The 23446-nt window shown below is 54.9% G+C and carries 15 protein-coding genes; 1 reads left to right on the top strand and 14 read right to left on the bottom strand.

Features of this window, described 5'->3' with window-relative positions; genetic code table 11:
- Positions 1-19: 19 nt before the first annotated feature.
- Positions 20-2071 carry an FUSC family protein gene (locus EHV07_RS15185; RefSeq protein ID WP_147198846.1) on the top strand — a complete coding sequence of 684 codons (2052 nt, stop codon included), beginning with the start codon at positions 20-22 and terminating at the stop codon, positions 2069-2071.
- A gap of 2 nt (positions 2072-2073) precedes the next feature.
- On the opposite strand, the gene EHV07_RS15180 is transcribed toward EHV07_RS15185, so the two are convergent.
- From EHV07_RS15180 to EHV07_RS15115, 14 genes are all read right to left on the bottom strand, one after another.
- Positions 2074-2760, bottom strand: a complete 687-nt coding sequence (locus EHV07_RS15180) for a GntR family transcriptional regulator (RefSeq protein WP_147198845.1) — start codon at positions 2758-2760, stop codon at positions 2074-2076.
- Positions 2761-2860: 100 nt separating this feature from the next.
- Positions 2861-4333: a mannitol dehydrogenase family protein gene (locus EHV07_RS15175; protein ID WP_147198844.1), complete on the bottom strand. Its 1473-nt coding sequence runs from the start codon at positions 4331-4333 to the stop codon at positions 2861-2863.
- Positions 4334-4379: 46 nt separating this feature from the next.
- On the bottom strand, positions 4380-5663 hold the full coding sequence (locus tag EHV07_RS15170) for an MFS transporter (RefSeq protein WP_147198843.1): 1284 nt from the start codon (positions 5661-5663) through the stop codon (positions 4380-4382).
- 118 nt (positions 5664-5781) lie between these two features.
- On the bottom strand, positions 5782-6792 hold the full coding sequence (locus tag EHV07_RS15165; protein WP_147198842.1) for a Zn-dependent oxidoreductase: 1011 nt from the start codon (positions 6790-6792) through the stop codon (positions 5782-5784).
- A gap of 10 nt (positions 6793-6802) precedes the next feature.
- Positions 6803-8017 carry a D-mannonate dehydratase ManD gene (gene manD, locus EHV07_RS15160; RefSeq protein WP_147198841.1) on the bottom strand — a complete coding sequence of 405 codons (1215 nt, stop codon included), beginning with the start codon at positions 8015-8017 and terminating at the stop codon, positions 6803-6805.
- A 119-nt stretch (positions 8018-8136) separates the two neighbouring features.
- Entirely contained in the window at positions 8137-9477 is a 1341-nt protein-coding gene (locus tag EHV07_RS15155; RefSeq protein ID WP_147198840.1) for an MFS transporter, read from the bottom strand.
- A gap of 151 nt (positions 9478-9628) precedes the next feature.
- Positions 9629-10531 (bottom strand): lipid kinase YegS, encoded by a 903-nt coding sequence (gene yegS / locus EHV07_RS15150; RefSeq protein ID WP_147198839.1) that lies wholly within the window; start codon positions 10529-10531, stop codon positions 9629-9631.
- A 252-nt stretch (positions 10532-10783) separates the two neighbouring features.
- Positions 10784-12127, bottom strand: coding sequence for a tRNA 5-hydroxyuridine modification protein YegQ (gene yegQ, locus EHV07_RS15145; protein WP_147198838.1), 1344 nt, complete (start codon positions 12125-12127; stop codon positions 10784-10786).
- Between the two features lie 113 nt (positions 12128-12240).
- Complete coding sequence (gene baeR, locus EHV07_RS15140) at positions 12241-12948, bottom strand: two-component system response regulator BaeR (protein WP_147198837.1); 708 nt, start codon at positions 12946-12948, stop codon at positions 12241-12243.
- 39 nt (positions 12949-12987) lie between these two features.
- The gene (gene baeS / locus EHV07_RS15135; RefSeq protein ID WP_147198836.1) at positions 12988-14370 is read right to left on the bottom strand and encodes a two-component system sensor histidine kinase BaeS; all 1383 of its coding nucleotides are present in this window, start codon (positions 14368-14370) and stop codon (positions 12988-12990) included.
- Complete coding sequence (locus tag EHV07_RS15130; RefSeq protein ID WP_147198835.1) at positions 14370-15776, bottom strand: MFS transporter; 1407 nt, start codon at positions 15774-15776, stop codon at positions 14370-14372. Before EHV07_RS15130 ends, baeS begins: the two co-directional genes overlap by 1 nt.
- A 31-nt stretch (positions 15777-15807) precedes the next feature.
- Positions 15808-18873, bottom strand: a complete 3066-nt coding sequence (gene mdtC / locus EHV07_RS15125) for a multidrug efflux RND transporter permease subunit MdtC (protein WP_147198834.1) — start codon at positions 18871-18873, stop codon at positions 15808-15810.
- A complete protein-coding gene (locus EHV07_RS15120; protein WP_147198833.1) occupies positions 18870-21989 on the bottom strand; it encodes an MdtB/MuxB family multidrug efflux RND transporter permease subunit in 3120 nt (1039 codons plus the stop codon). Before EHV07_RS15120 ends, mdtC begins: the two co-directional genes overlap by 4 nt.
- A complete protein-coding gene (locus EHV07_RS15115; RefSeq protein WP_147198832.1) occupies positions 21989-23215 on the bottom strand; it encodes an MdtA/MuxA family multidrug efflux RND transporter periplasmic adaptor subunit in 1227 nt (408 codons plus the stop codon). Before EHV07_RS15115 ends, EHV07_RS15120 begins: the two co-directional genes overlap by 1 nt.
- Between the last annotated feature and the right edge of the window lie 231 nt (positions 23216-23446).

Raw genomic sequence — 23446 nt, 5'->3', positions numbered from 1 at the left:
TCGTCGCGAGCTGTTGTTCATGAAATGGTTGTCAAAAAATGCCCTGCTGTTTGCCCTGAAAACCGGCATCGCGGCATTTTTAGCTTTATATATTGCGCTGGTGCTAAATCTTGATAAGCCAGCGTGGGCGATGGTTTCAGTCTATGTTATCTCGCAGCTCTATTCTGCTTCGACGCTGTCAAAAGCGCTGTTTCGTCTGCTTGGCACCGTGCTGGGCGGGATTTTTATTTTTCTCATCTATCCGGTTACCGTTACCACGCCGATCCTGTTCAGCTTCAGCGTTTCGCTGTGGGTTGCCTGTTGTTTATACCTTTCGCTGCACGATCGCACGCCGAAAAGCTATGTCTTTATGCTGGCAGGATACAGTGCGGCCATTATGGGCTTTGCGGATGTTACTACGCCGCTTTCTATTACCTACACGGTCATTTCGCGTATAGAAGAGATTACCGTTGCCATTATTTGTAGCGCGCTGGTGCATATGCTGGTTTTCCCGGTGCGAATGCGCAGCCTGCTGGAAAATAGCGTCAATCACTGGTTCGACAGCGCCAAAAAACTTTGTAACGAGCTGCTGACCGTTGAGGCAAAAAACCCTTCGCCGGAAAGAGAGCATATTCTGGTTCAGATGGCCAGTTATCCTGCCACCGTTGAATCGCTGATTACCCATTGTGTTTACGAAGGCGACGCTGCCCGAAAGCTCATTCGCCTGGTGGGCGCCCAATATCAGCACCTTTCTTATCTCATCCCCACGCTGACCGCCATTGAGAAGCGCCTGAGTTTACTGGCCGAACAGGATATCCGCCTGCCGGATTTTGTCGCTGAAGCGTTCAACCATTTTCTTGTCTGGCTCAACAGTCCGGAGCAGAGCGGTAACGCACAGGCAATACAGGCGGACCTTGCTGCGGCGCAGGATGAGATCGAAAGGCGCTACTATCATGGCGACATGAACGCGGAAGAGGGGCTGTTGCTTGTTGGGCTGCTTGAGCGACTGCTTAATTTTGTCCGGGTAGCGGAAAGTTATTTTGGCGCCAGGGAGCGGGTTAGCTTGATCAGCAGTAAAAAACAGCGCGGCGGGCAAAAGCTGATTAAAAAACATGCCGACAAAGGGTTAATGCTTTTATCCTGCTTTACCGCTTTTGCCGCAACGATGCTGGGTTGCCTGTTCTGGATTGGCACGGGCTGGAAAGATGGTTCAACGGCACCGATGATGGCCGCCGTGGTCTGCTCGTTTTTCGCGGCTCTGGACAGCCCCGTTGCTTCAATGAAGGTCTTCTTAAAAGGCGTGGTCATTGCCATCGTTATCAGCGTGCTGTACGTCGGGATTATTATTCCGGGCACCACGACCTATGAATCATTGATTATTTGCCTTGCGCCGGGGCTGTTCGCCCTTGGATTGGTTATTGCTAATCCGGCGACCAATTTTATTGGGTTGATTATTGCCACGCAAATCCCTGGTTTTATCGGCATGGCGCATCACCTTAAACCCGATTTGTTATCGATTATCAACGCGGCAATTTCAACCGTAGTGGGGATTGTGCTGGCTGTGGTGATTACCTCGGTCATCCGTAATAAAAGACCGGCCTGGACTGCCCGGCGCGTGTTGCGAAAAGGTATTAAAGAACTGCTTCAGTTTATCAGCGAAATAAACCTTAACGCCGCGACGCTGCTATCCCGCCAGCAATTTGTGGCGAGCCAGATTGATAAAATTAATATTATTTTGCCACGTAACAAAATCGATCCCATGGCAAACGTGGCGCTGGGCGGAAATCTGATCACTGAAATCTGGCTGGGCGTTAACTGCTATGATTTCTACGGCCGCCATCAGGCGATCCTCAAAGAATATTCGCTGGAAACCAATGTGCTGATGTTTGAAATTAATCAGTATTTTAAGAAACGGTTGAAGAATATTTCGCGTGAACCGCCCCAGTCATTGCTGGAGGCGCTAAATGGACTGCTGCTGCAAACCGAAGCCGCCAGCCGCTGTGAACCGGCGCTGTTTCGCCCGCTGTTCTACTTATTCAACATCCGTCTGGCACTCTATCCGACAGAAAGATGGCCAGCGCTTCCGACCTGATATCAGGGCTGTTCAAACCATTCGCTGTTTTGCTCGGCAATAGGCGTGATGGAAAAAATCATCTCCTGAAGATGGCGACGCAGAGCCTGTTCGGCGGCATCGGCGTTTTTTGCCAGCAGCGCCTGATAGATTTCATTGTGCTGCGCAATCAGGCTTTCTGGCGGCGAGACTTTACTCAACGTCAGAAAGCGCACCCGATCCATGGTGGCCTTGATATTTTCCACCGTCTCCCAGGCAAGCTCACAGTTAATGCTTTGCGCAATCAGACGGTGGAACTCATCATCCAGCAGCAAAAATGCCTGGCTGTTCTGACGTTCCGCCGACATTTTCTGTAGCTGTAAATTATGCTCCAGCAAAGCCAGGGCTTCCGGTGTGGCTTCCAGTGCCGCCCTGCGTACAACCGCGACTTCAACCGCTTCGCGGATAAAACGGCCATCGGCGACCCGCTGGGCAGAGATGCGACGCACAAAGGTACCGCGCTGCGGCAGGATCTGTACCAGTCCAGCTTCGGCCAGTTTAATAAAGGCTTCACGCACCGGCTGACGGGAAACGTCAAAACGGCTCGACACTTCTTTTTCTGACAGCAACGATCCGGGAGGGATGGCACAGGTGACAATATCCTGGCGCAGAAAACGATAAATCTGCTGATTAACGGGTTCGCTGGCGGTGATGGTGTAGGTCATTGACATTCGGTAATTTCATTCCGATAAGGCGTCATAAAAGCTGACGCTGGGAAGATCAGTCTAATCAGCCTGATGCACCAGCGCCAGCCCTTTTGCCATGAAACCATTACCCGGCGCGGATCGCCTGACGAACCGCAGCTTTTGCACCTGAAAGCAATAACAGCTGGTAGTAATGCGTAACGCGATCCCGGAATAGCGAGTTGTCCGGCAGGTCTTCGCCAAAGACTTCTTTCAGCGAAAGCAGAGCGGTAACACGTGGTTCACCTTCCGCGCTGCTTTGGGTTAATCGCGCCAGCTCAGACCGTAATGGATCGTTGATAACAAATGCTTTTCCCTGTTCATCAACGCCCTTTACGAAACGTATCCAGCTGGCAACGCACAGCGCCAGCAGTTCAAAACGACTGCCGTTGCGAAGATGCCAGCGAATGCTGTCGAGCCAGCGCTGCGGTAATTTTTGCGTGCCATCTGTCGCGATCTGATAAGTCCGATGTTTAATCGCCCGGTTTTTATAGCGTGCAATCAGGGAGTCGGCATAGGCAACCAAATCAACGCCGGTCGTTCTCAGCGTTGGCGCCTGCTCATCAAGCATGAGTTTGCGCGCGGCCAGCTGGTAATCAGCATCGTCCATGCACTCGCTGATGGTCTCGTAACCCGCCAGATAGCCGGTATAAGCCAGCAGAGAATGACTGCCGTTCAGCATACGCAGCTTCATCTCTTCATAAGGCAGGACATCGGCTACCAGTTCGGCGCCGGCTTTTTCCCACGCCGGACGACCGCTAACAAATTTATCCTCGATGACCCACTGGAAAAAAGGTTCGCATTCAACGCCCACCGGATCGGCACAGCCCAGTTTATGACTTAAAGACTGAAAAGCTTCGGCCGTCATGGCTGGCACAATGCGGTCGACCATGGTCGACGGGAAGGTAATATTCTGTCGGATATAATCAGCAAGCTGGCGATCCTGCTGCTCTGCCAGCTGTACCACGACGTTGCGGGTAACGTGACCATTTTCAGGCATGTTGTCACAGGACATCACGCTAAAAGGTGGAAGGCTGGCGTCGCGACGGCGCTTAATCGCTGCCAGAATAATCCCCGGCAGAGATTGCGGATCTTCAGGGTGCGCCAGGTCGTGTACGATGGCCGGATGGTCAAGATTCAGCTGGCCGGTTGCAGGCTGATAGCAGTAGCCTTTTTCTGTCACCGTCATGGACACGATCGCGACGTCAGGCTGACACATCGCGCTAATAATTTTTTCGATACCGTCGCAGTTACGATATAGCGCCTGTGTTACTACACCCACTACGCGGGTGTGCAGGCCGTCATCGGCTTTTTCCGTCACGCTATAAAGCAGGTCCTGTTGACGCAATGCATTGAACAGCTCGCCGTTATTGTTCAGGGTAATGCCGCACTCGCAGTAACCCCAGTCGCTGTTATGCTCGGCGGCCAGAATATCCGTGCATACCGCCTGATGAGCGCGATGAAAGGCACCAAAACCTATATGCACGATGCGCGTGCGTAAGGCGCTGCGGTCGTAATGGGGGATCAAAGTCCCTGCGGGTAATGTTTCAACGGACAGCATACATACTCCTTAATCAACAGGGTACGCCAGTGCGTACCCACAGCAACTAAACTGAAACCGGCGTTTTCGTACTTTTTGGGCTTTTGATCACCAGCAGAACCAGCACGGCACCCAGCGCCGCAACGACGCCCGCCAGAATAAAAGCGCTGTCGAATTTACCGGTGTGATGCACGATGTAACCGGTTACGACCGGGCCGACAATGCCGGAGAGGCTACCGATAAGATGGATAAAGCCGCTAATGCCGCCGACGCGGCTTTTATGCACCACATCCTGGATAATCGCCCAGTAAATCGCCCCGGTGATGTAGAGGAAAAAGATTGAGACCGACATCAGGATCACGGCGGGGTAAACGCCCTTAACCGAACCGGCAAGGGCCACGCACAAGGCTGCGGCGAAGAGAGAGACGACTAACACAATTTTTCGTGAAAGCAGGAGCTTACCGGTGATGTTGAAAATTTTGTCGGAGATCCAGCCGCCCAGCGCCAACCCGACAAAGCCGACCACCCAGGGGATCACGGTGGTCATACTCATTGATTTAATATCCAGGCTATGGGCCTGAACCAGATAGGCCGGGAACCAGCTGAGGAAGAAAAACAGAATGTAGTTATAGCAAAAGAAGGCGAAAGCGGTAACGAGGATAATCGGCTGACGCAGATAATAACCAAGGCCATGAGCGGCCTGTGCCAGTTCCTCATCCGGCGTAGTCTGTTCTTCTTTCAGGCGGGTAATCAGCGCCTGCTCTTCTGCGCTGACGCGACGGCTTTTCAATGGATTATCAGCGGCAATAAAAAACCAAATTACCATCCAGACAATCCCAATCGAGCAGATGATGACGAAGGCCGGACGCCAGCCAAAGGCGAGCGCAAGATAGCCGATAATCGGGCCGGCGACTGCGCCCCCCAGCGGTGAACCTGCGCTGAGAAAGCCCATCGCCGTGGCTGCCTGTTTTTTGGGAAACCAGCCATTAATCGCTTTGTTGGCGGAGGCGCAGATCGGGCCTTCTGCCATGCCGAACAATATGCGCAGGATTAGCATCGACCAGAAGCCAGTCGCCAGTGCAGTAAAGCCGCAGAACAGTGACCACATTCCTACTGCCACGCCCAGTACCAGCGTGGGGCCGAATTTATCGGTAGCCAGGCCGCCGATAAAATTAAAGATGGCATAACCGAAGAAGAAGCTGCCGAAGATCAGACCAAACTGCTCGGCATTGAGCAGCAGATCTTTTTCGATCATCGGCACGGTCAGCGAAAGCGCGACACGATCCAGATAGTTGATCATGTACACCAGAAAAAGCAGCAGAACGATGGTCCAGCGGAGATTTTTAAACATAGGAGTACCCTGGTTTTTTCTAATTTATAGATTCTCTTTCCGCGGCAGAGTCCTGATACCGGGAGCCTGAACCTGCTCCCAGACCGAATACGACTTAGTACGGTAAGCCTGGTGCCCGTCAGCTGAACGTTAAGATTACCTTGCAGCAGCTGCGCGGATCTTTTTCGAAAAGGGTCATGGCCGCTTCAATGTCACTTAACGGCAGATAGTGAGTAACCAATTTTTCAGGCTGGATTTTTTGCTGTTCCATCCAGCTAATGACTTCAGGAAAACGATGGCTGTTCAGACGTGAAGTAAACAGCGACAGCTCTTTACTGGTCAGGCTTTGTTGCGTCACCGTGCAGGGTTCGCCGGAAAAGCCGAGCAGGCCAATACGCGCTGCCGGTGAAGCCAGCGCAACGGCTTCTGACAGAATCGAAGGATGACAGGCGGCATCAATAATCAACGTCGGTTGCTCCCCTTCCAGCTGTGCAGCCAGCGGGATTTCACTGTTATCCAGCACGACATCAGCGCCATTCTCCAGCGCCATCTGTAGCCTTTCAGGCAGCCGATCGGCTACGATCACTTTACGGACGTTAAACACGCCTTTCAGTGCCTGAATTGCGGTTAATCCCATCGGGCCGGCGCCAAAAATCAGGGCGACATCGTTGGGCTGCGGTTTAAGAAAGGCGCAGATATTAGCGGCAATAGTAAAAGGCTCTACCAGACTTGCCAGCTTGTCAGGAATACTTTGCGGCAGCACATAAGCGTTTGAGGCTGGGACAACCGCGTACTCACTGAAGCCGCCGTCGCGGTGAACGCCAATAACCTGTAATTCGCGACAAACGTTTGGCCGGCCAACAGAACAGGGGTAGCAGTGACCGCAGCTGACGACCGGATCGACCGCCACTCGTTCCCCTGTGCGTGAGGCATCAACGCCTTCGCCTGTCGCATCGATGACACCAAAAAACTCATGGCCAATCACCCGTGGATAGCGTGCGAAGGGATTGTGACCGTGCCAGATATGTACATCAGAACCACAGATGCTGGCATAGTTGACCTTGACCCTGACTTCGCCCGCGGCTGGCTCAGGCAGGGGACGATCTTCCACGATCATTTCGCCGGGTTTAGCGATAACAACGCTTTTCATGGTGCTCTCCTTACCAGTTCCACAAGGTGCCATCTTCTAAACGAGCGACCGGCAGATAAGCGGGCTCATAGGGATATTTCGCTGCCAGCTTCTCGTCGAACTCAATGCCAAGGCCCGGTTTGTCACCCGGATGCATATAGCCATCTTCAAAGGTCCAGCTATGCCTGAACACCTCCATCATCTGCTCGGAATAGCCCATGTATTCCTGCACGCCAAAGTTGGGCACCCAGAGATCGAAATGCAGCGCAGCAGCCATACAAACTGGCGAAAGATCGGACGGGCCATGCGAACCGGTACGTACCTGATACAGCGAGGCGAAATCGGCGATACGACGCATACCGGTAATGCCACCAGCATGGGTAATAGTGGTGCGGATATAGTCGATGAGCTGCTCTTCAATCAGCTGCTTACAGTCCCAGATGCTGTTAAAGACTTCGCCCACCGCAATTGGCGTAACGGTGTGCTGACGGATCAGACGGAAACTTTCCTGGTTTTCGGCAGGCGTTGGATCCTCCATCCAGAACAGACGCGAGTCCTCAACGCTTTTGCCAAAGCGCGCCGCTTCAATGGGTGTTAAGCGATGATGCATGTCGTGCAGCAAATGTTCGTTAAAGCCATATTTGGCACGGATTGCCTCAAACAGTTTTGGTGTAAAATCGAGATACTTTTCGGTCGACCACAGCTGCTCTTCCGGCCAGTCACCCTTGGTGGCGGGCTCATAAGCCAGGCCTTTGCCTTTCGCCATGCCGTAGGTGGTTTTCATTCCGGGAACGCCACACTGCGCACGGATGGCTTTAAAACCCATCTCTTTATGCTTCGCGTAATCGTCCATCACTTCATCAATGCTGTGCCCGGTTGTATGGCAATAGACCATTACGCCAGTACGCGAGGCACCGCCCAGCAGCTGGTAAAGCGGCATATTGGCGGCCTTACCTTTGATATCCCACAGTGCCTGATCGACAGCCGAGATAGCGGACATGGTTACCGGGCCACGACGCCAGTAGGCACCTTTATAAAAATACTGCCAGATATCCTCGATTTGGTGTGCGTTACGGCCAATCAGCTGTGGGCAAACATGATCTTTCAGATAAGAAGCCACCGGTAGCTCACGGCCATTTAACGTCGCGTCGCCAATACCGGTAAGGCCTTCGTCGGTGGTGATTTTAACAGTGACAAAATTCCTGCCTGGACAGGTAACAAAGACTTCCGCTTTAACAATTTTCATTATCAAGACCCTGAGTTGCGACAATGGATAAAAAATACGCACTAACGTACTACCATACAAGTTAGCGTCGTCGAATATCCGATAACGATCACAATTGCGATCGCTTCGGCTTTCAAAATTTAAGACTTGTGCCAGCTATGGAGCTCTTTGCCCCGTTTCACCGGTGCGGTTTCTGGCAGATGAGAAATGCCGTACAGCGAAACCAACCCAAGAATGACGACATAAGCGGCCAGGCCATAATAGTGACCGCCGGACATCTGGAGGATCTTAACGGCCGTCAGGCCCAGCACGCCGCCGCCAATCAACGAACCGGTTTGCCAGATCAGCGCAATACCGCTGCAACGAATATGAGTAGGGAAAAGTTCCGGGAACCAGGAAGCTTGCGGCGCATAACACATACTGTGACCCAGCGTCAGCACGACGATCATGGCCAGCTGCGAGATCCAGTAGATGTTCTGGCTCATCGCGATAAAGAAAGGAAAAATGCTGAGGGTAAGCAGGAGAGCACCTGTCATATAGACCGGCTTCCGGCCAATCCGGTCGGAGAGTTTGCCCATCAACGGAATCGCCATAATTTCCAGAATCACCGCGACAATCATCGTTTGCATCATCAGGGTATCGCTGAGCTGATTGACTTTTCCCCATGCCAGAATGATGACCGTGAAAAGGCCAAACGAGCAGGCTTCAATCAGCTTGGCCGCCACGCCATAAACAATAATTTTGGGATAGTTGCGTATTACTTCCATTACCGGACGCGACTCGGCTGCTTTGGTTTCACGGATTTGGGCGAAAACTGGTGATTCATCAATACGCAGGCGGATAAACATGCCGACGATAACCAGCAGCGCGCTAAGTAAAAACGGGATGCGCCAGCCCCAGTCCACCATTTCTTCTTTCGACAGCAGCGCCGTTAAGGCGGCGAACAGCGCCAGAGGCAGTAAAAATCCGACCGGTGCGCCTATCTGCACCCAGCTGGCAAAATAGCCACGACGACGAGGCTCAGCATATTCAGCGGTCATCAGAACAGCGCCTGCCTGTTCACCGCCGACGCCAAACCCCTGGATTATGCGGATAATCACCAGCAGCGTGGGCGCCCAGAAGCCAATTTTTTCATAGGTTGGTAACAGCCCAATGCAGAATGTGCCCAGGCCAACCATCAGGATAGTGATAACAAGGGCTTTTTTGCGGCCGACTTTATCGCCAATATGGCCAAAAACGATGCCGCCCAGCGGCCGTGCAAAGAAGCCGACGGCGTAGGTAGCAAAGGCCGCCAGCGTGCCGATAAGTGGATCGCTGGAAGGAAAAAAAAGCGGGCCAAAAAAAAGTACTGCTGCCGTACCGTAGGCAAAAAAGTCATAATATTCGGCGGCGGTACCGATTGCGGATGCGCTGGCGACACGTCTTATAACCGAAGTGGAATCGTTTGTCTCGGCTGAAGCGATTGCTCTGGTGTTGGTCATAATCAATCCTTGAATAAGCCAGTAAGTTATAAAGACCTACTACCATACAAGCTGATTGGCAAGCCGTCTGCATGGAGGATCACATTTCTAACGTCCTTTTATTGGTGCGCAGCGGAGAAAAGAAGAGAGCCACTCGATGTGGCTCACAGCGCTATGCCAGCAGTTCGCAGGAGGGCGGCAGGCGGCAGGAAAGGGCAGCCGGCAGAATCTCAATACGGAATGACGTGCCGGTTAGCGGCTCGCCATCCAGATTAAAGGTCATTTCGTTTGGCGCATCAATTTCCAGCCAGGGCAGTGAAGCACGAATGATATTGGGATTTTCGTCGTCTCCGCCAATAACTGAATTAAACAGCGTAGGTAAGATCTCTTTTGACGTGACGATACTCAATTCCAGCATGCCATCGTTAATCAACGCGGCCGGACACAGACGTTGTCCACCGCCTGCCTGACGTCCATTACCGATCCCAATCACCAACGCATCGCCCTGCCAGTTGAAGCCGGGGCCGCTAAGCGTACAGGTGTCTGCTTTCAGGGTATCCATGCGCATCAGGCCATGAATAAAGTAGGAAACACCGCCCAGCGCCGATTTCAGCCTTTCCGGTGTTTCCGTGGTAATCCGCGTGCCGAAGCCGCCCGTCGCCATATTAATGAAATAGCGATCCTGATTGACCCGTGCCAGGTCAACCGGCGTGGCTTTACCAACGATAGCCAGACGCAGCGCATTTTCCATCTCTTCCGGAATGCCTGCGCTGGTCGCAAAATCGTTAGCGGTTCCCAGCGGGATAATACCCAATACCGGACGCTGTTTTTCAGCTACGCCCGCCAGCGAGGTGGCGATTTCATTGACGGTGCCGTCGCCACCGCCGGCCACCACCGTTGCAGCACCCAGCGTCACGGCCTCCTGCACAAAGCGCTCGCCATCCCCTTGTTCCCAGGTGACACGCACTTCAATCGGCAGGCCTTCTTCGCGCAGCTTCAGGATGGCCTCGCGCAGCGCTTCGTTACCCGCGCCCTTGCCGTTAAGGATAATCAGCGTCAGTGAATGTGTATCCATGTTATTTTCCTGTCAAAACTGCCCTGAACGAAAAGTGCTTCAGTTATAGCATATCCGCAGAGGGGAAGAAAAAGCGGCTCGTGGATGAATCGATAAATCAAAGAAAAGCCCGCCCGGAAGAACCGGACGGGCCAAAGAGGTGGTTTAGGTAAATCTGCCGTTTTGAATTGATCGTTTAAGCCTGCACAGCATACCCAGAAAAGGCGACAGGGAATGTGAGCCTGTTCTAAAATAAGTCACGTCAGGAAACTTTTATTTGGCGTCTTCCGGAAAATTCCGCATCAGGAGCGCGTAAGTCAGATCGATCTCTTCGGGCAGTGGGATCCAGACAAAATGACCGTTGCCGGGTGCGATATCGGTCGATTCCAGCCTGCGGTTTTCCATCTTTTCCAGTCGAAAATTGATATTGCCTGCGGGCGTCATCAGCTCCAGGCTGTCGCCCGTGCTGAATTTGTTTTTAACCTCCACCAGCGCCATTGCGCCGCGCCGCTCACCGGTAAATTCGCCGACAAACTGCTGACGCTCGGAGGCGGAATAGCTGTGATCGTAATTTTGATAGCTGTCATGCGTATGGCGACGGAGGAAACCTTCGGTATAGCCACGGTGCGCCAGTCCTTCCAGCGTTTCCAGCAGGGAATGATCAAAGGGTTTGCCTGCGGCCGCATCATCAATCGCGCGGCGATAGACCTGCGCCGTGCGCGCGCAATAATAGTGGGATTTGGTTCGGCCTTCGATTTTCAGCGAGTGAACGCCCATCTGCGTCAGGCGTTCAACGTGCGCCACGGCCCGCAAATCTTTTGAGTTCATAATGTAGGTGCCGTGCTCATCCTCAAAGGCGGTCATATACTCGCCCGGCCGCATCGCTTCCTCAATCATAAAGACTTTATCCGTCGGTTGACCCTCGCCGAGCGTCGGTTCAACGTTCCTGACCGGGATCGGCTGATACTGATGCACTATATTGCCAATCTCGTCCTGTTTGCCTTCTTCAACCTTATATTCCCAACGGCAGGCGTTAGTACAGGTTCCCTGATTTGGGTCGCGTTTATTAATGTAACCGGAAAGCAGGCAGCGACCGGAGTAGGCCATGCATAAGGCACCGTGGACAAAAATTTCCAGTTCAATATCGGGAACCTGCTGGCGGATTTCGGCGATCTCTTCCAGAGACAGTTCACGCGAAAGAATGACGCGCGTCAGCCCCATCTGCTGCCAAAACTTTACCGTTGCCCAGTTGACCGCGTTAGCCTGCACCGAAAGATGCACGTCCATCTGCGGGAAGGCTTCACGCACCATCATGATCAGACCAGGATCGGACATGATCAGCGCGTCCGGCCCCATTTCGACTACCGGCTGGAGATCGCGAATAAAGGTTTTCAGCTTGGCATTGTGCGGCGCAATATTGACCACCACGTAGAATTTTTTGCCCTGGGCATGCGCTTCGTTAATGCCGATTGCCAGGTTCTGATGGTTGAACTCGTTGTTGCGGACGCGCAGGCTGTAGCGAGGCTGGCCAGCGTACACTGCATCAGCGCCATACGCGAAGGCGTAGCGCATGTTTTTCAGCGTACCGGCCGGAGAAAGCAGTTCCGGTTTAAACATGAGGTATCTCGTCGATCTGATGTCAGGTCAGATATTGCAATAAAGGCCGTCACGGGACGGCCTTACGAAAAGTGTGGGGATTGTAAGAGGTGAGGGAAGGATTGTAAATTGCGCTAGATCAAACGACAGACATCTGCTTCCCAGCGATAGCCCATACCGTAGACCGCACGGATAAAGGGCTGGTCGGCGTCCAGAGCTTCCAGCTTTCGGCGCAGGTTTTTAATATGGCTGTCGATGGTGCGATCGGTAACGACGCGATAGTCGTCATACAGATGGTTAAGCAGCATCTCGCGGGAGAAAACTTTGCCCGGCTCCTGCGCCAGCGTTTTTAGCAGGCGAAACTCGGCGGGGGTTAAATCCAGCGCTAAATTATCCCAGCTTGCCTGGAAACGGTTCTCATCCACCACCAACAGTGACGCTTTTTGCGCTTCTTCCGGCGTCCGCTGGCAGCGTTTCAGAATAGTTTTGACGCGTGCCACGACCTCGCGTGGGCTAAAGGGTTTGCAGATATAATCATCAGCGCCGATTTCCAGACCGAGCAGGCGATCTATCTCTTCCGTGCGCGCCGTCACCATCACGATCGGCAGTTCTGAAAACCGACGGATTTCGCGGCAAAGCGTCAGTCCGTCCACGCCCGGCAGCATCAGATCAAGCAGCATCAGATCCGGCGGCGACTGTTTTACCCATTCCAGCACCTCATCACCGCGCAACAGATGATGGGTGCGATAATTGGCAGCCTGCAGGTAATCCACCAGCAGCTGGGCAAGCTTGGGTTCGTCTTCCACCACTAAAATGAGGGGGTCTTGAGATTCTTGATTCATGGCGCTCCTGCCGGTACGAAAAAGAGTATTGCTCTTAAATTACCTGGTACAGGGGAAGTGTATCGTAATTCTCAGTCCTCCGGCATCGGAGTGATCCGCTTTGATCGTTCCCTCGTGCGCTTCCACAATGTTCTGACAAATTGCCAGGCCAAGCCCGGAGCCGCCGCTGGCACGATTGCGGGAAGTTTCTGCCCGATAAAAACGCTCGAAAATTTGCAGGCGCTGATCGTCGGTAATACCGGGAGAGGTATCGTCAAACCACAGGGTTAGCTGGTCCGGTTGCGCCATCACCGTTACCGTCAGGGCGCCTCCTGCGTCGGTATAACGCAGGCTGTTTTCCATCAGGTTGGTGAACAGCTGCATCAGGCGATCGGGGTCGCCAAACAGCGGCGCCTGATCCGGCAGGTTAAGATCCAGCCTCAGCCCGTGGCTCTGATAACGCCCGCTGAAATTGGCGGCGACGACTTCCAGTAGCGGCACCAGATCGGTCTGGCTGCGACGGTAGGCCAGCGCGCCTTCATCGGAAAGGGAAAGCTGATGAACGTCATCCACCAGCTTAGTGAGCGTAGTGACTTCGCCCTGGAGTGAGACGATCGATTCCGGCGTCAGTTTGCGTATGCCATCCTGAATCGCTTCCAGCTCACCGCGCAGAATGGCCAGCGGCGTACGTAGCTCGTGCGAGATATCCGCCATAAAAGCGCGGCGCATGCTTTCATTTTTCTCCAGCGTGCTGGCAAGACGATTGAAATCCTGACCCAGACGGCCAAGCTCGTCGCGGCTGTCGGCTTTCACCCGGCTGGTAAAATCTCCAGCAGCGAGTTGGTGAGTCCCTTCGACCAGCCGCCTGACCGGCGCGAGCAGGCCACGCGACATTAGCCAGGTCACGGCAGCCGCCAGCAGCATCGTCAGAGCAACGATAATCCAGCTGGTGCGTTTTTGCTGCTGATCGAAATTGATATCCGCGCTGCGGGTCAGCCTTTCCGGTGGGGAACCAATAACCCAGCCGACGATATGTCCGGTGCTGGTGGTGATATTTCTGCGGCTCCCTTCTGTCGGTACCGGCGCTCGTGGCCCCATCATCACGTGATATTGCTGATCGATAATCCAGAACTGCGTGCGCCAGCCGTGCGGTGGCAGCTGATTGTTCGCATCAGGATTTTGCTCCAGCGAATGCAGGATCTGGAAAACCAGCTTGTTGTTATTGCGTAAAAAATCCCAGTTACCGTGCTGCTCATACTGGTCGGCCAGCGCGTCGCTCAGCAGGCCCAGCCGCTGTTCGTTGCCTTTTTTGATGTAATCAATAAAGCCGTGTTCAAAGCTGAGGCGCACGCCCCAGTGCATGGTGATCAGCACCAGCATGCAGGTGGAAAAAATGGCAATAAACAGTTTGGCGGTAATGCCAATACGCAACTTCGCAAACATTAAGACTTTCTCCGGCGCTGTAGCACCACGTTTTTACTGATGTCGGCCGGTACGCGCCAGAATACCAGCGCGGGGAAAACAATCACCACCGCCATACAGAGATAAGTATAAATAAAGGCTTGCTGCGTGGTTTCGCTTCCGGCAAGCGACTGCTGACCAAAGGTGCCGAGCAACAGGCCGGCCACCGTTACGCCGATACTCATCGACAGCTGCATCACCATCGACAGCAGGCTGTTGCCGCTGCTGGCTAGCTCATCCGGCAGCGTTTTGAGCGTTAAGGTGTTCATTGTGGAAAAGCGGATCGCGTTGACCATTCCCTGCAGAAACAGTACCAGCGGCAGCAGCTTTTCCCAGCCTGACAGCGCGACGGCAGGAAACAGCAGCACGACCAGCGCCAGGCCCACGGTTGACCCCGTCAGCACGTTGCGGTAGCCGAATCGGTTGACGATTTGCACCACAATCCGCTTCATGCCCATATTGCCCAGCACCATTGGGATCATCATCAGCCCGGCGTGAAAAGGGGTATACCCCATTCCGACCTGTAAAAAAAGCGGGGTCATAAACGGCAGCATGCCGCTGCCAATGCGCCCGGTCAGGCTGCCCAGCAGACCAACGGAATAGATGCGGTTATCGAACAGTTTGAGGCTGAACAGTGCCCGATCGTTATCGCGGGCGTAGAGCAGATAAAACAGCAGCGAAAAAATGCCTGCAAGAATGAACAGGCCGAGCAGGAGCGGCGAAAAGCCGGAGCCGTGAGAGCCATCCAACGCCAGCGTCAGCGTGGCCATGCCGACAGCCAGCAGCAGAAAACCTTTAAGATCAAAGCGCCCCGGCGGCAATCGGAAGTCCGGCATCAGCATCATAGTGGCAATGGCACCCACCAGCCCGACCGGTATATTAAGCAGGAAAATCCAGTGCCAGCTGGCGTATTGCACCAGCACGCCGCCCAACGCGGGCCCAAGCAGAGGGCCAACCTGGCCCGGCAGCGTGACGAATGTCATTGCGGCCATATATTGCTCGCGCGGCACCAGCTTCATTACCGTCAGCCTGCCGACCGGCACCATCATCGCCCCGCCGATGCCTTGCAGCACGCGTGAGGCAATCAGCTGATCGAGCGTGGCGGACATAGCGCAAAACAGTGAGCCGGCGCTGAACAGCACGATGGCGCTGAAAAATACGTTACGCACGCCGAAGCGATCGGCCAGCCAGCCGCTAACCGGTAGCATAACGGCGACGGTCAGCACATATGACACCACCACCGAATGCATATGCAGCGGATTTTGGTTCAGGCTTTGCGCCATCGCGGGCAGGGCGGTGTTGACGATGGTGGTATCCAGCGACTGCATAAAGAAGCCAAAGGCCACAATCCACAGCTGCCAGCGTACGCTGGCAGGAAGCGTATTCATCGGTTAATCGATCCTGAGTCAGACATAAAAGTTAGTACTCGCTCACAGGCTCTGGCTTTCTTTTCCTGCGCAGCTTATCCATATACAGATAAACCACCGGCGTGGTGTAAAGCGTCAGCAGCTGGCTCATCACCAGACCGCCGACGATGGTAATACCCAGCGGCTGACGAAGCTCAGCGCCGTCACCCGTCGTCAGCACCAGCGGCAGCGCACCAAACAGTGCAGCCAGCGTGGTCATCATAATTGGGCGAAAGCGTAGCAGACTGGCCTGAAATATCGCTTCACGGGCGCTCAGATTGCCATTACGCTGCGCATCCAGCGCGAAATCAACCATCATAATCGCATTCTTTTTCACAATGCCTATCAGCAGCAAAATACCAATCAGCGCAATCAGGCTGAACGGCGCGCTAAACAGCTCCAGCGCCAGCAGCGCGCCGACGCCCGCAGAAGGCAGGGTAGAGAGAATGGTCAGTGGATGCACATAGCTTTCATACAGCATGCCCAGCACGATATACATCGTGGCGATTGCCGCCAGGATCAGCCACAGCTGACTGCTCTGCGTCTGCTGGAAAATCTGTGCGGTGCCGGCAAAGCTGCCACGTACGCTGGAAGGCACGCCCAGCGAGGTCATGCTGCGGTCAATCGCCTCCGAAGCCTGAGAAAGCGACACGCCTTCGGGAAGGTTGAAGGAAATCGTTGATGCGGCGGACAGCCCCTCGTGATTGACCGACAGCGGCGCATTAGCAGGCTGCCATTTGGCAAAGGAGGAGAGCGGGATCGCCTTGCCGTCTTTATTAATCACGTACATCAGATCGAGCGAGCTGATGTCCTGCGTATAACGAGGATCGACCTGCATTACCACTTTATACTGATTGAGCGGCTGATAAATTGTAGAAATTTGCCGCTGTCCAAAGGCATTATTCAGCAAGTTGTTGGCATCTGACACGTCAATACCCAGCCGGGCCATGGTGGCGCGATCGTAGGTTAACGCCATCTCGGCACCTTTGTCCTGCTGGTCGGAATTGACATCCGCCAGTTCCGGCAGGGTAGCAAAAGCCTGACGGATTTTCGGTTCCCAGAGGCGTAAATCATCAAGGTTGTCCGACAGCAGGCTGTACTGATAGCCCGCGTTCGACTCGCGGCCGCCGACGCGCAGATCCTGAACCGCCATCAGAAACAGATTGGCGCCCGGCTCTTTTGCCAGTTTGACTCTGAGCCGGGCGATCACCTCCTGAGCATTTTCGCTGCGCTCACTTAGCGGCTTCAGCGAGATAAACATCGAGCCGCTGTTGGTGCGCGATCCGCCGGTAAAGCCGACAACGCTTTCCACCGCCGGATCGTCACGAACAATCTTCATAAAGTTTTCCAGCTTGCCGCGCATCGACTGAAACGAAATGCTTTGATCGGCCTGAATAAAGCCCATCAAACGGCCCGTATCCTGTTCTGGCATAAAGGTTTTTGGGATGGCGACGTAGAGATACATCGTCAGCCCAATGGTGGCGATAAACACCAGCAGCGTCCAGCGCGAATGGTTCAGCACCCAGTTCAGTGAACGACCATAGCCCTGCTGGATGCGCAGCAAGATTTTGCCCGCGCCGTGCTGCCGTGCGCCTTTGGGTTGCGCCTTCAGCAATCGCGCGCACATCATCGGTGTTAGGGTCAGTGAGATAACCAGCGAGATGGCAATAGAAACGGATAGCGTTACCGCGAACTCTTTGAAGAAGCGGCCGACCAGACCGCCAAGCATCAGCAGCGGCAGAAACACGGCGATCAGCGACAGGCTCATTGACAGCACGGTGAAACCGACTTCGCGCACGCCCTGAAGCGCCGCCTGGAGCGGTTTGACGCCAGCCTCAACGTGCCGGGAGATATTTTCCAGCACCACAATTGCGTCATCAACCACAAAGCCGGTGGCGACGGTCAGCGCCATTAGCGACAGGTTATTCAGGCTGAAGCCGCATAAATACATCGCGGCAAAGGTGCCAATCAGCGAAACCGGAACCGCCACCGCCGGGATCAGGGTGGCGCGGCCAGAGCGCAGAAAGGCGAACACCACCAGGATCACCAGCCCTATAGAAATCACCAGCGACTGTTCAACCTCGGCCAGCGAGGCGCGAATGGTCGGTGAGCGATCCTGAGCCACATCAATTTGAATCGAGGCCGGAATGGTTTCACGCAGTTCCGGTACGGCGGCACGAATACGATCCACCGTGTCGATGATATTGGCTTCCGGCAGCTTACGGATCAGCAGCAAAATGGCCGGTTTGGCATTGGCCATCCCGGCGTTACGCACGTCCTGGACTGAATCCGTCACCGTTGCCACATCCTGCAACCGCACTGTCGCGCGACCGTTATAATGCACAATCAGCGGCTGATACTCCGCGGCCGTTTTCAGCTCGTCATTGGTTTTCAACTGCCAGCGTTGGTCGCGATCTTCGATTGCACCCTGAGGCCGGCGCTGATTGGCATTATTGATAGCAGTACGTACCGCATCCAGCGAAACGCCCTGGTTGAACAGCGCCTGTGGGTTAAGATCCACCCGTACCGCAGGCAGCGAGCTGCCGCCGACGGTGACATCACCCACGCCGTCGATTTGTGCCAGTTTCTGCGCCAGCTGCGTTGAGGCGTAATCATACAGTTCACCCTGTGACCACGCATCCGAGGTCAGCGTCATGATCATAATTGGCGCATCGGACGGATTTATTTTGCGGTAAGTGGGGCGACCAGGCATCCCGGTCGGCAGCAGGCTCTGTGCGGCGTTGATTGCGCCCTGAACATCCCGAGCCGCGCCGTTAATATCCCGATCGTAATCGAAAACCAGAATAATACGCGTGCTGCCCAGCGAGCTGGTGGAGGTCATTTCACTGACGCCAGCGATGCGCCCCAGCGAGCGCTCCAGCGGCGTAGCGACCGACGAGGCCATCGTTTCCGGCGACGCGCCCGGCAGCGACGCCGAGATCATTATGACCGGAAAATCCACCTGCGGCAGCGGCGCCACCGGCAGCAGGCGGAAACTCAGGATGCCCGCCAGCGCAATGGCGATTGTCAGCAGAATCGTGGCGACAGGTCGGTGGATAAACAGGGCGAAAAATTTCACGAGGCCTTCTCCGCTTTAAAACGGCGGCGCGTCACGCGGGAAAGACGATCGAACAGCAGATAAATCACCGGCGTGGTAAACAGCGTCAGTACCTGACTGACAATCAAACCACCGACCATGGCAACCCCGAGCGGACGACGCAGTTCCGCGCCCACCCCGGTGCTAAGCATCAGCGGCAGCGCGCCAAACAGCGCGGCCAGCGTGGTCATCAGAATCGGACGGAAGCGCAGCAGGCAGGCCTGATAAATGGCTTCATACGGTGCCATGCCCTGCTCGCGTTCGGCGGCCAGCGCGAAGTCGATCATCATGATGGCGTTTTTCTTCACGATACCGATCAGCAGAATGATGCCGATAATCGCAATCACATCCAGTTCGTTACCGCTGATCATCAATGCGAGCAGGGCGCCAACCCCTGCCGTCGGCAAGGTGGAAAGGATGGTGATGGGATGGATAAAGCTTTCATAGAGCACGCCAAGAACGATGTACATCGCCACAATGGCGGCCACGATCAGCCAGACGGTTCCCGACAGGGCAGCCTGAAACGCCAGCGTGCTGCCCTGAAACTTCGTCATGATCTCCGACGGCATTGCCAGATCCTGTTCGGCAGCGGTAATAGCATTCACCGCCTGCTCCAGCGAATAGCCATCGCTGACGTTGAACGAGAAAGTGGTGGAAGGGAACTGATCCAGATGATTGATACTCAGTGCGCCGTGACGCTGTTCGACTTTAGCAATAGTGCTGAGCGGCACCACGCCGCCGTCGCTGCTGGTCAGGCGGATGCCGTCAAGCGCGGACAGGCCTGGCGTAGCCGACGTATCGTTCTCCAGCACTACGCGATACTGACTTGCCTGGGTATAAATTGTAGAGATCAGCCGCTGGCCAAAAGCGTTGTACAGCGCGTTATCAACGTCGGCCATGCTGATGCCGAGGCGGCTGGCATTATCACGGTCAACGTTGATGTAAGCTTCCAGACCACGATCCTGCCAGTCGCTGCTGATGTCCTGTAGCTGCGGCATCGTCGCCAGTTTATCCAGCAGTTTCGGCACCCACAGGCTGAGGGAGTCCAGCGAGCCGGTTTGCAGCGTAAACTGATACTGCGTGCGGCTGACCTGCGTATCAATCGTCAGATCCTGCACCGGTTGCAGATAAAGGCTGATGCCGGGCAGCGTCGAGATGGCGGCTTGCAGCCGATCGATAACCACCGGGATGCGATCGGCGCGCTGGTCTAACGGCTTGAGATTGATCTGTAAGCGGCCGCTGTTCAGCGCCGAATTGGTGCCGTCCACGCCGACAAACGAGGTCAGGCTTTGCACCGCCGGATCTTTCATCATAATCGAGGCCACTTCCTGCTGGCGCTGCGCCATTTTCGCATAGGAGATCGACTGCGATGCCTGAATCGTTCCCTGAATGATGCCGTTATCCTGCTGCGGGAAAAACCCTTTAGGGATGACGATCCACAGCAAAACGGTGACGGCCAGCGTGGTCAGCGCCACGCCCAGCGTCAGCCACGGATGATTGAGCACCCGCTTCAGCAGGCGGCCATAGCTGGCAATCACGCGATCGAACATCGCTTCGCTGGCGCGTGAAAAGCGGTTTTGCTTACGCAGCGATTCCGCATTAAGCATTTTTGCGCACATCATTGGCGTCAGCGTCAGCGAGACCACCGCCGAGATCAGAATGGAAACCGCCAGCGTAACGGCAAACTCACGGAATAAACGGCCGACGATATCGCCCATAAACAGCAGCGGGATCAGCACGGCGATCAGCGAGAAGGTAAGAGAAATAATGGTAAAACCGATTTCACCTGCGCCTTTCAACGCGGCGGCCAGCGGCTTCTCGCCTTTTTCGATATAGCGGGAGATGTTTTCGATTACCACGATCGCATCGTCCACCACAAAACCGGTGGCGATGGTCAGTGCCATCAGCGTCAGGTTATTGATTGAAAAGCCCAGGAACCAGATCACCGCAAAGGTGCCAACCAGCGACAGCGGCACCGCAACGGCGGGGATAATGGTGGCCGGCACGTTACGCAGAAACAGATAAATAATCATCACCACCAGCGCCAGCGCCAGCATCAGTTCAAACTGAACGTCCGCTACCGAGGCACGGATGTTGGTGGTGCGATCGGTAAGCACCTGCACCTCAACCGATTTTGGCAGTGAAGCCTTCAGTTCGGGCAGCATCTGTCGAATGCTGTCGGCGGTAGTGATAATGTTCGCACCCGGCTGGCGCTGGATATTCAGCACGATCGCGGGCTGGCGGTTTGCCCACGCGCCCAGCCAGCTGTTCTCCGCACCTTGCTCTACGGTTGCCACGTCGCGCAGGCGCACCGGCGCACCGTTCTGCCAACTGACGATAAGCTGACGGTAGTCTTCGGCGGACTTCATCTGATCGTTGGCGGAAAGCGTAATGGAACGCTCCGGGCCATCCATGCTGCCTTTCGCCGAATTGACGTTGGCGTTGCTGATGGCGGTACGCACCGTTTCGCTGTTTAGTCCAAGCGCAGCCAGCGCCTGTGCATTCAGTTTTACCCGCACGGCTGGCCGCTGGCCGCCTGAGAGGGTGACCAGGCCGACGCCTGATACCTGTGAGATTTTCTGCGCCACGCGCGTTTCCACCATATCCTGCACCTGCGTCATCGGCATGCTGGTGGTGGTGACGGCGAGCGTCATAACCGGCGGATCGGCTGGATTGACCTTGCTGTAAACCGGTGGATTAGGCAGGTCGGAAGGCAGCAGGTTGGTTGCGGCATTGATGGCGGCCTGCACTTCCTGCTCGGCGACATCAAGCGGCAGCGTAAGCTGGAATTGCAACGTGACGACTGACGCCCCGCCGGAACTTTGCGAAGACATCTGTTTCAGGCCGGACATCTGGCCGAACTGGCGCTCAAGCGGGGCAGTTACGGCCGACGTCATTACGTCCGGGCTGGCTCCCGGATAAAGCGTGACAACCTGGATTGTCGGGTAGTCCACTTCCGGCAAGGCAGAAACGGGCAGGGCGCGATAGCCAATAATTCCGGCAAGCATAATCGCAACCATCAGCAGCGTCGTGGCCACCGGGCGAAGAATAAACAGGCGGGATGGCCCGCCGGTCGAATTGGGCGGCATCACCTGCATTACTGGCGTGCTCCTTTGGCGGGCTGGGCGCTTTTAGCAGGCAGCGGGGTGGATTGCGGCGCGACAATTTCCACTTTGGCGCCTTCGGTCAGGCGGTCAATACCGTCCGTCACCACTTTTTCTCCCGCGTTCAGACCGGCGCTGATGACCACTTTTTCGCTGTCCTGCAAGCCGGTCTCTATCAGTTTCTTACTGACTTTGTTGTCAGCATTGACCACCCACACGAAATGCCCCTCGTTGCCCATTTGCAGCGCCGCGGCAGGGATGACAATCGCGTCCTGGAGCGTATTCACTTTTAGCCGCGTATTGACGAACTGGTTGGGAAACAGTCTGTCGTCGCTATTGTTGAAGCGGGCTTTCAGCTTAATGGTGCCGGTGGTGGTATCGATCTGGTTATCCATACTCAGCAGCGCGCCGGTGGTCAGCAACGTTTTATTACTGCGATCCCAGGCTTCTACCGGCACTGGCTGGCCCGATTTCTGCGCTGTCAACAAAGTGCCGATATCGTTTTCCGGCAGGTTGAACACCAAATCGACCGGATGAGTCTGCGTGATTACCACAATCCCGGTGGTATCACCGCTGCTGATATAGTTTCCTTCGTCGACCAGTCTCAGCCCGACTCGTCCTGAAACCGGTGCGACGATTCGGCTCCAGGTCAGATTTAGCTGGGCGCTGGCAACGCCGCCTTCGTCCGCTTTAATCGTTCCCAACGTTTCGCTAACCAGCGAACGCTGCGTATCCAGTTCCTGCTGTGAGACCAGATTGGTTTTCACCAGCTTTTCAAAACGAGCCAGATCGCGGCGGGCGTTGGCGAGCGTAGCCTGATCTTTTGCCAGCTGGCCTTGCGCCTGAGTCAGTGCGACCTGATAAGGTCGCGGATCGATCTCCGCCAGCAGCTGCCCGGCTGCAACCTGCTGGCCTTCGGTAAAGTGGATGGCGATAAGATCGCCGTCGACCCGGCTGCGTACCGTCACGGTTTTCGCGGCGGTCACCGTTCCCAGGCCCGAAAGATATTGCGGCACGCTCTGACTAACGGCTTCAGAAACCTGTACCGGAGCCAGTGCCTCACTGCCGCCGCGCCGCCCACCTTCCGATTTGGAATGGCGTGCGCCTGTTGTTTTCTGTGGAGCAGCAGAATGGCTGTGCCACCAGTAAATGCCACCCACAACCAGCGCGGCGGCGATCGACATCAGCCAGATTTTTCGGAAACGGTGCCGGTTATTCATGTTGTGTTCAGCTCTCCATTAGCAAAACGAGAAGTCCGGGGGCAAAAAAAGCCCTCAATAAGGTTATTTTAGCGGGTTTAATGACTTCAAAAGTGAAGGAAATAAGGATAACCGTTCAGTTGGTGTAAGTATTCATAACCTGAAATTCTTTTGCCATAAATCAACGAAGCGCGACAGCGAATGTTTGCTACCCTAATAATCACGCCCGAAACGCTTCATTCACAGGAGAAA

Origin of the sequence: Pantoea sp. CCBC3-3-1 (genome assembly GCF_007981265.1) — a bacterium.
Classification (GTDB): Bacteria; Pseudomonadota; Gammaproteobacteria; order Enterobacterales; family Enterobacteriaceae; genus Erwinia.
This window is presented reverse-complemented; position numbering and strand designations above follow the sequence as displayed.

Coding starts and splice junctions, on each gene's coding strand:
- EHV07_RS15130 (WP_147198835.1), bottom strand. CDS start 15,776: ATGAATACGCTTCCTGCCAGCGTACGCTGGCAGCTGTGGATTGTGGCC.
- EHV07_RS15165 (WP_147198842.1), bottom strand. CDS start 6,792: ATGAAAAGCGTTGTTATCGCTAAACCCGGCGAAATGATCGTGGAAGAT.
- EHV07_RS15170 (WP_147198843.1), bottom strand. CDS start 5,663: ATGTTTAAAAATCTCCGCTGGACCATCGTTCTGCTGCTTTTTCTGGTG.
- manD (WP_147198841.1), bottom strand. CDS start 8,017: ATGAAAATTGTTAAAGCGGAAGTCTTTGTTACCTGTCCAGGCAGGAAT.
- EHV07_RS15180 (WP_147198845.1), bottom strand. CDS start 2,760: ATGTCAATGACCTACACCATCACCGCCAGCGAACCCGTTAATCAGCAG.
- baeR (WP_147198837.1), bottom strand. CDS start 12,948: ATGAATCAAGAATCTCAAGACCCCCTCATTTTAGTGGTGGAAGACGAA.
- baeS (WP_147198836.1), bottom strand. CDS start 14,370: ATGTTTGCGAAGTTGCGTATTGGCATTACCGCCAAACTGTTTATTGCC.
- EHV07_RS15115 (WP_147198832.1), bottom strand. CDS start 23,215: ATGAATAACCGGCACCGTTTCCGAAAAATCTGGCTGATGTCGATCGCC.
- yegQ (WP_147198838.1), bottom strand. CDS start 12,127: ATGTTTAAACCGGAACTGCTTTCTCCGGCCGGTACGCTGAAAAACATG.
- yegS (WP_147198839.1), bottom strand. CDS start 10,531: ATGGATACACATTCACTGACGCTGATTATCCTTAACGGCAAGGGCGCG.
- EHV07_RS15120 (WP_147198833.1), bottom strand. CDS start 21,989: ATGCAGGTGATGCCGCCCAATTCGACCGGCGGGCCATCCCGCCTGTTT.
- EHV07_RS15175 (WP_147198844.1), bottom strand. CDS start 4,333: ATGCTGTCCGTTGAAACATTACCCGCAGGGACTTTGATCCCCCATTAC.
- EHV07_RS15155 (WP_147198840.1), bottom strand. CDS start 9,477: ATGACCAACACCAGAGCAATCGCTTCAGCCGAGACAAACGATTCCACT.
- EHV07_RS15185 (WP_147198846.1), top strand. CDS start 20: ATGAAATGGTTGTCAAAAAATGCCCTGCTGTTTGCCCTGAAAACCGGC.